Genomic DNA, 11,672 nt, shown 5'->3' with positions numbered 1-11,672 from the left:
TACCGTCATTACCAGCACGTCGAGCAGTACAGCTAACGTGCCCCCAGTCGGACTCGAACCGACACTGGGCGGATTTTAAGTCCGCTGCCTCTGCCAATTGGGCTATGGGGGCGTTGCAGGTCAGAGCCTGTTTGAGGCCGCCTCAGCCTGACGATCCGAATACCGCCGTGATACCGCAGCGCTTTCGATGGCCTTCAAGGCCGCTGTCGCATGCCCTAGGAGTTTCTGCACGACTTTGACGTTAGCGCCTGCACTGATCGCCAGTGACGCCGTGGTGTGCCTTCGGCCGTGGGGGCACCAGCCCGTCTATACCGACGTCTGCGCACGCGTTGTCGAATGCCCAGCGGTACTCACCGAGCCGTAGGAACCGCCCTTCCGCCTGGGAAACACCAAAGTGTTCGGGTCGGTGGGCAACTCGGCCTTGAGTTTCTTCCAGATAGGTTCGGGCACGGGCACGTGGCGATCGCGCTTCGTGTCTGTCGTCGACTCCACGGTGCCCTCACCTGTTACCGCGGTTGCGGACGAACGCACCGTCAGCACCCGATCCCCCATGCCAGCGTCTCAGTGCGACTGCCTCCCCGAACCGGAGGCCGCAATAGCCCAGCACCAAAGTCAGCGTCTCGAATCGGTCCGCGGCTTTGGCCAGCACTATAGCGAGAAGACACCGAACCCCTCCAACGAGGTAGGTGTATTCGTCGAGGCAAACGAGAGGGGTGGGTTTATTCCCTGAATCGCGTCCTTCAAATACAGTTCCCCAATGACCTCCCGCAGCAGACCCCCCTACCCTCAAGGTCACCCCCGAAGGTCTGCGTACCGTCGCGCAACGTTGCGAAGCTCTCGCCGCGACAGTCGCACCGGCTCTGCCGACCGTGACTCTCTCCACCTGGCAGTCCACCGGCGCAGCCACTAGCGCGGTGAACGCCGGGATGAGCACCATCGGCACCGCCTGCAAATCCCGGATGACCGCGAACGGGAGCAAGCTCACCAAAGCCGCGAGCGAATACCAGGACCAGGACGAGCTGGGGGCGCAGCGCCTCACCGCGGTGGCCTCGCCCCTGCCCGCCGGCCCGGGCGGCGACGGTGGGGCCGGTGGACTGCCGCCGGGCATCACCCCCCGGGTCCCGCGCGCAGCCGGTGGAGACGGCGGCGCAGCCGGCGGATTCGGCGTAGGCAGGTAACACCCGATGTCTGGTCTACCGACCCTGTCCGAGGTCCGCGCTGCCAGCTGGGATCACCTGCGGGCCAGCGCAGCCGCCTGGCGAAACCTCGGCCGCACGTGGGAGTCCGCATTCACCGAGGTGCATCAATCCTCCCTGCGCCCCGGCGGGACCGATTGGACCGGTTCAGGTGGCGAAGCCTTCCAGGACCGCGCCTACCTCGACCTGGTGAAAATCCGCACGCCCGTTGATACCACCGACACCCTCGCGGGGATCGCCGAGCGCGGTGCCGATGCCCAGGACGGCACCAAGAGTTCGGTGCTCGACACGGTGGACGAAATCGAGAACGACAACTTCACGGTCGGTGAAGACTGGTCCGTCACCGACCGGATCACCTGGTACAGCTCCGCCGCCGAGCTGGAACAGCGTGAACTGGAAGCCGAGGGCCACCGCAGCTACCTCATGTCCAAGGTCTACAAGCTCGTCCTCGACGAGGATGACCTCTCCCGCACCCTCACCACAGCCAGCGCGGGGTTGCACGAGTTCGGCTTCGGCGACGAGGGCGCCGACGGCGGTGCAGGTGGTGTTGGCGTGCGGGGGCCGGGACTTCCGCCGGATGATCCGCAGCAGTTCACGCAGTGGTGGACTCACTTGTCAGAGGCCCAGAAAGATGCCGTCTACGACAGCGACCACTTCATCGGCAACCACCCGGGGATGCCGTTCGCAGACAAGACCCACTACAACAACGAACGTCATCTGCCCGAGCTGATGGCCAATGCCCAGTCCAACGTCGATGCGATGCAAGCGCGCTACGACCAACTGGCCCGCCAGGTCTACATGGGCGATCACAGCCCGGAGACAAGCAGCGAGATGGCTGCTCTCGGACCGCAATTACAAGCGGCCAAGCACTCGCTGGCGGAGTACCAGGGCGTGCAGAACGCGATGAAGGCGCCGAAAGATGGCCCGTCTCGCTACCTGGGTTACCTCGATGACAAGGGCCACGCCGCGGTGTCGATCGGCAATCCCGACAAGGCCAGCCACAACGCCGTCCTGGTGCCCGGAACTGGCGACGACCTCACCCACGTCGGCGGCAGCATGACCAGGGCAGCGGCGATGTACGACGCGGCGATGGTTGCAAACCGCGACCTCCACACCGGAGATATATCGGTGACGACCTGGATGGCGTATGACCGCCCGATGTCTGTACTGGAACAGGCGCCGTGGCCCAGCTACGCCCAGCACGGGGCCGCTGCCCTCGACTCATTCGAGAACGGGATGCGGGCCTCGCACATCGGGGCACCGTCCACCGACACCGTGATCGGGCACAGCTACGGCACCACACTGGTCGGAGCGGCAGCTAGCGACGGGCACCATCTGGCCGCCGACAATGTCATCGCGGTCGCCAGCCCAGGCATGCTGGTAGACCATGCCAGCGACCTGAACATCAACCCTGGGGGCACGGTGTATGCCATGACTGACCCGTTCGATCCGATCAGCCCCGCCAACATCTTCACTTCCCACACCCTCGGCCCCAACCCGATGGGCGCGGATTTCGGAGCAATCAACCTCTTCGCCGGAAGTGGAGTTGGCACCGGACCGGGCGGACTCTTCCCGAGCCTGAAATCCCACGGCAGCTACTGGGATGCGGAGACTCCGTCGCTGGCCAACCTGGGCGCGGTGATCGGCGGCGTGCAAGCTCCCTACTCGGTAGGAGGCTAGACATCATGGGCAACGAGTATCGGCGCGGTATTGCGCAGTTCCAGCGACTCATGGCACTTGCGCTGCTCGGATTTCTGACAGTTGGCTGCCACACCGAACAGCCGCTGGGTCCGCCTATCCCCACAGGGGCAACTATTTTGGGAGGTTCCACCATGACATCGGCACCCCCGCCCCCGCCGGGGTGGAAAGCGGCTGTCGTCACGCCGACGAGTCAGCAACAAGCCCAGGACACGGTGCTCGCATACCTCAAAAAGACACTTACCGCGCTACCTCCTGGAATCGCCTTCGACGCGAGTCGATACAGCGGCGGCACCACCGCGGTGCCATGCAACGATTCACCTCTCAACACCAACCCGCCAGTCGAGTTCACGGCAACCGGCGACCTGACTGTGCCCTCAGAGGTAGACGCCGACAAGCTCATCACCCAGACAGGTGACATCTGGAAGAGCTGGGGCTGGTGGGTCTTCGAGCGCGACGATTTCCGTAAACCCAACAGGTTCGGTTATTCGCCGGATGGTTACACCTTCCAGATCAGGGCGTCCAACCCGCCGGGATACCCGCCCAGCGTTATTGCGACTTCGCCGTGTTTCCCGCACGACATTGCACGTGACGACATTCCGTTCCCGAGGACGGTCACGGCTGAAGTTGGGTGACTGAAACCGGTGTTCTATCAAGCTCCGGGGCCCGTGGCGCACCATCGACCAGGTAGAAGTAGCCACCCTGGAATGGGTGGACTGGTTCGACCACCGCCGCATCAATAGCTACTGCCCCGACATGCCACCAGCCGAATGCGAAGCCCTCCACTACAGTCAGCACCGAACCCAGAAAATCGCTGAGTTCTCAAAACCGTGTGATGTACCCCGGGTTCGACGGTGCCGCCATAGTTGGTTTCAGGCCACGGGGCCGCACTCTCCGTGCCATCGGCACTCCGGCGTAGGAGCCACCCGTCCCCACCGCGAGCACGCCGACGCTGCCCTGCGCGCCCGATCCACGAGCTGCGCACCGCCCACAAACCATCCTTGTAGCCGGCCCCGCGAGCAGAGACCTGCCTCACACTGGCGCGCCAACTTGTCGGCCGTCTCTCCCCCCGCCGTTAGACGGCAAATCCGCAGGCACAGTGGGGATTTGCGGCACCTGCATAGTGCGGGCATCAAGGACTCATCAAGGTTCGATCGGGGGCCGTTAAGACCGCGTAAGGGCACGAGCTATCCGGGCGGCGCATCGGCACTGTGGATCTCGTGGCCGGCACGGTGCCGGCTCGTTCGATGAGGAGATGGTGATGTCGTTGATGTCGTTCGTGAGCGCTCAGCCCGCAGAGCTGACGGCCGCGGCCGGCGAATTGACCGGTATCGGTTCGGCGATGGCCGCCCAGAACGCGGCGGCCGCCCCGGCGACTACCGGTGTGATCCCCGCGGCGGCGGACCCGGTGTCGGCGTTGACCGCCGCCCAGTTCGCCGTGCACGCCGGTTTGTACCAGGCGGTCAGCGCCCAGGCGGATGCGGTTCACCAGATGTTCGTCACCACCTTGATGACCAGCGCTGCCGCGTACGAGGCGACCGAGGCCGCCAACGCGATCGCAGCCCGCTAGGTCCACAGTCACCCAAAGGATTCGAGAAATGTTGGAGTTCGGGGCCTTGCCCCCGGAGATCAACTCTGCCTGGATCTACACCGGACCGGGAGCGGCGCCCATGCTGGCCGCCGCCACCGCCTGGCAGGGCTTGGCCGTGGAACTGGGCATGACGGCCGCCGCGTATCAGGCGGTGGTCACCGCTTTGGCCGGCGGGCCGTGGACGGGTCCGTCGTCGGCGGCGATGATCGCCGCGGTCACGCCCTACGTGGCGTGGCTGAACACCACCGCCGAAATGGCCGAGCAGACCGCAACCCAGGCCACCGCGGCCGCAGCGGCATTCGAGACGGCGTTCGCCATGACGGTGCCGCCGCCGCTGATCGCGGCCAACCGCAGCCTTTTGATGATGCTGGTCGCGACCAACCTGCTGGGCCAGAACACCCCGGCGATCATGGCCACCGAGGCGCAGTACGCGCAGATGTGGGCCCAGGACGCCGCGGCCATGTACGGCTACGCGGGCTCGGCGGCCGCGGCGGCGCAGGTGACCCCGTTCACCGAGCCCGTCACGAACACCAGCCCGGCGGGGCTGGGCGGCATCTCCCAGCTGATCTCGGCAGTTCCCTCTGCCCTGCAAGGCTTTTCGTCGCCGTTGCAGTCCGGTTCGTCGGCCGCAGAGGGGATGCTCAGCAGCCTGCTGGACCCGGCCAACCTGGGCTCGCTGGCGAGCTCAAGTGGCTCGGACCTTGTGGGCGTGTTGTCGAGCATGCTGGGCATCGTCAGCAGCGCCGGTGACGGCACCTTTGCGACACCCTCGCTGGCCGCGGCTCCGCTGTATGCCGCCCCCGCCCTGACCAGCGCGGCGCGCCTGGCCACTTCAGCCGGCGCGCTGGGTACCGGCGCCGCGGGCAAGAGCGCCGGCGTGGTGGCCGGCATGGGACGGGCGACTTCGGTCGGCCTGTTGTCGGTCCCCCCGACATGGGCCTCCACCGGCGCGACGGTGGGCAACAGCACCACCGCGCTCGCGGGCGCGGCCCTGCCGGCCGCGGCCGAACGCGGCGCGGGCGCCCTGCCCGCCGGGATGCCCATCGCACCGCTCGCCGCACGCACCAACTCGTCGAGCAACGACAACAACTACGGATTTCGGCCCACCGTCACCTTCCATCCGGTGGCGGCCGGCTGAGCAGTGAAAACAGAACAACCCAAGGAGAAAGAACAATGACCACCCGTTTCATGACCGACCCGCACGCCATGCGCGCGACAGCGGCCCGCTTCGACGCCCACGCGCAGACCGTGGAGGACGAAGCCCGGCGGATGTGGGCGTCGACGACCAGCATTTCCGGCTCCGGCTGGGGCGGTCTGGCCGAACGCACGTCCTACGACACCATGGGCCAGATGCAGACCGCGTTCAGCAACATCGTCAGGATGCTGCACGACGTGCGCGACGGACTGCTCCGCGACGCCAACCTGTACGAACAGCAGGAAGCTGCTTCGCAGCAGGTCCTGAGCAGCTAACCCAACCACAACAACGAGGAGTAATGATTCCCATGTCCATCAACTACCAGTTCGGTGATGTCGATGCCCACGGCGCGCTGATCCGCGCCCAGGCCGCCGCCCTCGAGGCCGAACACCAGGCGATCGTGCACGACGTGCTGGCCGCCGGGGACTTCTGGGGCGGCGCCGGCTCGGTGGCCTGCCAGGAGTTCGTGACCGCCCTCGGGCGCAACTTCGCGGTCATCTACGAGCAGGCCAACGCCCACGGGCAGAAGGTGCAGACGGCCGGCAACAACATGGCCGGCACCGACGCCGCCGTCGGGTCCAGCTGGGCCTGATAGCAAACCGTCAATAATCCGCACCAGACCGTTAAGAACTCGTTAACGACACCTCACAGTCGCAGGTCGGGCGAAAAAGTGGAGCGGCAACCCGGGCCCCGAAGGGGCCGGCTTCACTCTTCGCGAGGAGCTGTCATGTCGTTCCTGACCACCCATCCCGAGGCGTTGACCGCGGCGGCTGGTGACCTGCAAACGATCGCCGCGGGACTCAACGCTCAGAACGCGGCCGCGGCCAGCCCGATCACCGGGCTGGCCCCGGCCGCCTCCGATGAGGTCTCCGCCCTGCAGGCCGCCCAGTTCTCCGCCTACGGCGCGCTGTATCAGCAGATCAGCGCCCAAGCCGCGGCCATGCAGGAACTGTTCATCCACACCCTGCGCACCAGCGCCGAGTCCTACGGACAGACCGAGTCCGCCAACTCCGCGGCGGCCACCTCCACCGCGGGGCTGGGCACCGCGTCCAGCCTGGCGAACGCCGGAACGGGCGCCGCCGCCGACCCGACCTACGGGCTCGGCGGGATCGCCAGCAACTCCGCCATCCTGGCCGCCATGCAGGCCAGCAACCTGGCCTCCGGCACCTCGGCGTTCACCAGCCTGGGCACCGGCTTCATCACCAACCCGTCCGGTGTGGTCCACCACGTCACCGGCGCCGTCGACGCCGAACTGGTCGCCCAGACCACACCGGCCGCCGGCCAGGCCGCCCCGGTCGCGGCGGCCGCCGGCCAGGCCGCCCCGGTCAACAAACTCTCGGCGCCGCCCACCTGGGCCGCCGAAGCCGAACCGGCCGCCACCGCCCGCCCGCTCGCCGCAGCCGGCCCGGCCGCCGAACCGCACGGTGCGGCCACGCTGCCCGCCGGCGCTCCCGTGGCGCCGGCCGAGCGCGGCCGCTACGGGTTCGGCCGCCCGCGCTACGGCGTCAAGCCGGTTGTGATGCCCCGCAAGCCGATCGTCTAGAACGGAGCGCGCCGACATGGACTACGCAGCCCTGCCCCCGGAAATCAACTCCGCGCGCATGTACACCGGCGCCGGCGCCGCGCCGATGACCGCCGCCGCCACGGCCTGGAACGCGCTGGGCGCCGAACTGGCCACCACCGCGGCCACCTACGAGTCGGTGATCTCGACCCTGACCGAGGAGACCTGGCGCGGCCCGGCCGCCGCGGCGATGGCCGCCGCCGCCCGGCCCTACACCGCGTGGCTCACCACCACCGCCGCTGCCGCCGAGCACGCCGCGGCGCAGGCATCGGCGTCGGCCGCCGCCTACGAGGCAGCCTTCGCGATGACGGTGCCGCCGGCGGTGGTGGCCGCCAACCGGGCCCAGTTCGCGGCCCTGGTGGCGTCCAACTTCCTGGGACTCAACACCGCGGCGATCGCGGCGGTGGAGACCCAGTATGCCGAGATGTGGGCGCAGGACGCCCTGGCCATGTACGGCTACGCGGCCTCGTCGTCGCTGGCCGGGGTGCTGCAACCGCTGAACTCCCCGGCGCCCGGCGCCAACCCGGCCGGCCTGGCCGGTCAGGGCGCCGCGGTGGCCCAGGCGTCGGCCAGCAGCGCCCAGGACGGGCTGTCGCAGCTGGTCTCCGGGCTGCCCGCGGCCGTGCAGACCCTGGCCGGCCCGGCCGCCGCGTCACTGCCGGCGCAGGGCGGTACCGACTTCCTGTCCAACTTCATCGGCTCCACCCAGAACATCGGGATCTGGAACGGACTGCAGACCTACAGCTCGGCGTTGAGCAACGCCGGCGTCTGGCACATGTTCGCCGGCATCGCCAGCGCCATCGCCATCGCGCACGGGCCCGCCGCCGAAGCGGCGGGATCGATGGTGCTGGTGGACTCCGTCGGCGCCCCGACCGGGGCGGCTTCCGGCGGCGCACCGGTGCTGGCCGGCCTCGGCACGGCCGCCGCGGCGGGCGGGCTGTCGGTGCCGTCCAGTTGGCCCGCAGCCGTGCCCGCCACGGCGACGTCGATTCCCGACAATGCCGCCACCCTGGTCAGCCACGGCTGGACCGACGCCGAGGAGGCCGGCACGGTCAACGCCGTCGGGGCCGGGATTCCGGCGGCGGCCGCGGCGGCGCGCAGCGGCTCGGGGTCGAGCAACCCGCGCTACGGGTTCAAGCCCACCGTGATGGCACGGCCCGTCGCCGCTGGCTGAGGACGCCGTTTGCCGGGATGATGGTCGGGTGAGTGTCGTGAGCCAGCGCCCCCGGCGCGGTGAACTCCGCATCTACCTGGGGGCTGCGCCCGGGGTCGGGAAGACCTACGCCATGCTGGGCGAAGCCCACCGTCGCGCCGAGCGCGGCACCGATGTGGTGGCCGCCGCGGTGCAGACGCACGGCCGCCCCAAGACCGCCGAGCTGCTGCAGGGCATCGAGATCGTCGGCGAGCCCGGCGGAGAACTCGACCTCGACGCGGTGCTGGCACGCCACCCGCAGGTGGTGCTGGTCGACGACCTCGCCCACACCAACCCGCCCGGCAGCCGCAACGCCAAACGCTGGCAGGACATCGAAGAGCTGCTCGATGCGGGCATCACGGTCATCTCCACCCTCGACGTCCAGCAGCTGGAGAGCTTGAGCGACGTCGCCGCCAAGATCACCGGGACCCCCCAGCTCGACACCGTCCCCGACGCGGTCGTGCGCAAGGCCGAGCAGATCGAACTCATCGATATCGCACCGGAGGCCCTGCGCCGCAGGCTGTCCCACGGCAACGTCTATCCCCCGGAGAAGGTGGACGCGGCGCTGGCCAACTACTTCCGCGGCGAGACCCTGACCGCGTTGCGGGAACTGGCACTGCTGTGGCTGGCCGGGCAGGTCGACGCCGCACTGACCCGGTACCGGGCCGACAAGAAGATCACCGAGACCTGGGAGGCCCGGGAACGCATCGTCGCCGCGGTCACCGGCGGATCCGAATCCGAAGCCCTGGTGCGCCGGGCGTCCCGGATCGCCTCCAAAGCCGGCGGTGAACTGCTGGTGCTGCATGTCCTGGGCGGCGACGGCCTGTCGGGCGCACCGGCCCCGTGGGTGGGCAAAATGCGCCAGCTGGCGATCAGCCTGGGGGCCTCGCTGCACACCGTGATCGGCGACGACGTGCCGACCGGGCTGCTGGAGTTCGCACGCGACGTCAACGCCACCCAGCTGGTGATCGGCAGCTCCCGGCGGTCGCGCTGGGCGCGCATCTTCGACGAGGGCGTCGGTGCGGCAGTGGTGCAGCACTCCGGCGACATCGACGTGCACATCGTCACCACCGACGCCGCCCGGCCGGGTTTGCGGGCGCTGTCGCTCTCGCCGCCGGAACGGCGCGCGATCTCCTGGCTGGCGGCGGTCGTGGTGCCCTGCCTGATGTGCGCGGTCACCGTGGGCCTGCTCGACCGCTACCTCGAGACCGGCCTGAGTGCGCTGTTCTTCGTCGGTGTGCTGCTGGTGGCCCTGCTCGGCGGGATCGGGCCGGCGGTGCTGTCGGCGCTGTTGTCGGGAGTGCTGCTGAACTACTTCCTGCTCGCGCCGCGCCACGACTTCACCGTCGCCGAAACCGACGCCGCGGTCACCGAGGTGGTGCTGCTGTTGGTGGCGGTGGCGGTGGCCGCCCTGGTGGACAGCGCCGCCAACCGGAGCCGGGAGGCCGGCCGGGCCTCACGCGAAGCCGAACTGATGACGCTGTTCGCCGGATCGGTGCTGCGCGGCGCGGACCTGGACACTCTGCTCGAGCGGGTTCGCGAGACCTACGCGCAGCGCTCGGTCAGCCTGGTTCGGGTGTCGAACAACACCGCGACTACCCAGGTGGTGGCCTCGGTTGGCGAAGATCCGTGCACCTCGGTCGATCTCGCGGACACCTCGATCGATGTGGGCGACAACGAATTCTGGATGCTGATGGCCGGGCGGCAGTTGGCCTCGCGTGATCGGCGGGTGCTGTCGGTGGTGGCCCGGCAGGCCGCGGGACTGGTCCGCCAGGAGGAACTGGCCGCCGAGGCGGACCGCGCCGACGCGGTGATGCGCACCGATGAGCTGCGCCGCTCGCTGCTGTCGGCGGTCAGCCATGACCTGCGCACCCCGCTGGCCGCGGCCAAGGCGGCGGTGTCGAGTCTGCGCGCCGACGACGTCGACTTCTCCCCCGCCGACACCGCCGAACTGCTGGCCACCGTCGAGGAATCGATCGACCAGCTCACCGACCTGGTGGGCAACCTGCTGGACTCCTCACGGCTGGCGGCCGGCGTGGTCCGGCCCGAGCTGACCAAGGTCTACCTGGAAGAGGTGGTCCAGCGCGCGTTGGTCGGAATCGGAAAGCGCAGCAACACCTTCGGCCGGGCCGGAGTGGACCAGGTGAAGGTCGATGTCGGTGCGACCGTGGCGATGGCCGACGCCGGCCTGCTGGAACGGGTGCTGGCCAACGTGATCGACAACGCGTTGCGCTACGCCTCCGACAGCGTGGTGCGGGTGACGGCCGGCCGCGTCGGAGACCGGGTGCTGATCAACGTCGCCGATGAGGGCCGCGGCCTACCGCGGGGCGGCGAGGCGTATGTGTTCGATCCGTTCCAGCGCTTGGGCGACCGCGACAACACCAGCGGGGTCGGCCTGGGGCTGTCGGTGGCGCGGGGCTTCACCGAGGCGATGGGCGGCACCATCTCGGCGACGGAGACGCCCGGCGGCGGGTTGACCATGGTGATAGATCTGGCCGCACCGGGGGGAGAGAGCTGATGAGCACACGGGTTCTGGTAGTCGACGACGAGCCGCAGATCCTGCGCGCGCTGAAGATCAACCTGTCGGTGCGCGGCTACGAAGTCGTCACCGCCTCGACCGGGGCCGGGGCGCTGCGCGCCGCCGCCGAACAGCGCCCGGACGTGGTGATCCTGGACCTGGGACTGCCCGACATCTCCGGCATCGAGGTGCTGGCCGGGCTGCGCGGCTGGCTGACGGCTCCGGTGATCGTGCTGTCGGCGCGCACCGACTCCGCCGACAAGGTGGAGGCCCTGGACGCCGGCGCCGACGACTACGTCACCAAACCCTTCGGAATGGACGAATTCCTGGCTCGGCTGCGGGCCGCCGCACGGCGCAATGCGGCAACCGCCGAGATCGACCAGCCGATAGTCGAGACCTCTTCGTTCACCGTGGACCTGGCGGCCAAGAAAGTCACCAAGAACGGCGGCGAGGTGCACTTGACCCCCACCGAGTGGGGCATGTTGGAGATGCTGGTGCGCAACCGGGGCAAATTGGTGGGCCGCGACGAATTGCTCACCCAGGTGTGGGGTCCGGCCTACGCCAAGGAGACCCAGTACCTGCGGGTTTACCTGGCACAGTTGCGGCGCAAACTCGAAAACGATCCGTCGAATCCCAAGCATCTGCTCACCGAGGCGGGGATGGGTTATCGCTTCGAGGTGTGAATTGCAGGTTTTGAATTCCGTCGGCGCGGATATGCCTT

Annotated in this window: 10 protein-coding genes, 1 tRNA gene and 2 pseudogenes; 11 read left to right on the top strand and 2 right to left on the bottom strand. The window is 68.6% G+C overall.

Going from position 1 to position 11,672, the window contains the following annotated elements:
* Window positions 1-38: 38 nt before the first annotated feature.
* Window positions 39-112 (bottom strand) — tRNA-Leu (locus G6N14_RS02740).
* An 8-nt stretch (window positions 113-120) separates the two neighbouring features.
* A pseudogene (locus G6N14_RS20790) lies at window positions 121-552 on the bottom strand (tyrosine-type recombinase/integrase).
* Window positions 553-794: 242 nt separating this feature from the next.
* On the opposite strand from G6N14_RS20790, the pseudogene G6N14_RS20785 reads away from it, so the two are divergent.
* The 11 genes and pseudogenes from G6N14_RS20785 to G6N14_RS02685 form a co-directional block, all read left to right on the top strand.
* Window positions 795-1,178 (top strand): annotated as a pseudogene (locus G6N14_RS20785) (hypothetical protein); the annotation flags it as partial.
* Window positions 1,179-1,184: 6 nt separating this feature from the next.
* The gene (locus tag G6N14_RS02730) at window positions 1,185-2,876 is read left to right on the top strand and encodes an alpha/beta hydrolase (protein WP_085135489.1); all 1,692 of its coding nucleotides are present in this window, start codon (window positions 1,185-1,187) and stop codon (window positions 2,874-2,876) included.
* Between the two features lie 5 nt (window positions 2,877-2,881).
* Entirely contained in the window at window positions 2,882-3,529 is a 648-nt protein-coding gene (locus tag G6N14_RS02725; RefSeq protein ID WP_234808902.1) for a hypothetical protein, read from the top strand.
* Window positions 3,530-4,164: 635 nt separating this feature from the next.
* Window positions 4,165-4,464, top strand: coding sequence for a PE family protein (locus G6N14_RS02720; RefSeq protein ID WP_085135603.1), 300 nt, complete (start codon window positions 4,165-4,167; stop codon window positions 4,462-4,464).
* A 28-nt stretch (window positions 4,465-4,492) separates the two neighbouring features.
* Window positions 4,493-5,623: a PPE family protein gene (locus G6N14_RS02715; RefSeq protein WP_085135491.1), complete on the top strand. Its 1,131-nt coding sequence runs from the start codon at window positions 4,493-4,495 to the stop codon at window positions 5,621-5,623.
* A 35-nt stretch (window positions 5,624-5,658) separates the two neighbouring features.
* Window positions 5,659-5,955, top strand: coding sequence for a WXG100 family type VII secretion target (locus G6N14_RS02710; protein ID WP_085128985.1), 297 nt, complete (start codon window positions 5,659-5,661; stop codon window positions 5,953-5,955).
* 32 nt (window positions 5,956-5,987) lie between these two features.
* Complete coding sequence (locus G6N14_RS02705; RefSeq protein ID WP_085129119.1) at window positions 5,988-6,272, top strand: WXG100 family type VII secretion target; 285 nt, start codon at window positions 5,988-5,990, stop codon at window positions 6,270-6,272.
* 135 nt (window positions 6,273-6,407) lie between these two features.
* A complete protein-coding gene (locus tag G6N14_RS21345; protein ID WP_085135492.1) occupies window positions 6,408-7,223 on the top strand; it encodes a PE family protein in 816 nt (271 codons plus the stop codon).
* Window positions 7,224-7,239: 16 nt separating this feature from the next.
* Window positions 7,240-8,415 carry a PPE family protein gene (locus tag G6N14_RS02695; RefSeq protein WP_085135493.1) on the top strand — a complete coding sequence of 392 codons (1,176 nt, stop codon included), beginning with the start codon at window positions 7,240-7,242 and terminating at the stop codon, window positions 8,413-8,415.
* Window positions 8,416-8,443: 28 nt separating this feature from the next.
* Entirely contained in the window at window positions 8,444-10,951 is a 2,508-nt protein-coding gene (locus tag G6N14_RS02690; RefSeq protein WP_085135494.1) for a DUF4118 domain-containing protein, read from the top strand.
* Window positions 10,951-11,634 (top strand): response regulator, encoded by a 684-nt coding sequence (locus G6N14_RS02685; RefSeq protein WP_085135495.1) that lies wholly within the window; start codon window positions 10,951-10,953, stop codon window positions 11,632-11,634. Before G6N14_RS02690 ends, G6N14_RS02685 begins: the two co-directional genes overlap by 1 nt.
* The last annotated feature ends 38 nt before the right edge of the window (window positions 11,635-11,672 follow it).

It is taken from the genome of Mycolicibacter hiberniae (genome assembly GCF_010729485.1).
Classification (GTDB): Bacteria; Actinomycetota; Actinomycetes; order Mycobacteriales; family Mycobacteriaceae; genus Mycobacterium; species Mycobacterium hiberniae.
The sequence above is the reverse complement of the archived record's forward strand: the minus strand, read 5'-3'. Positions and strand labels throughout refer to the sequence as shown.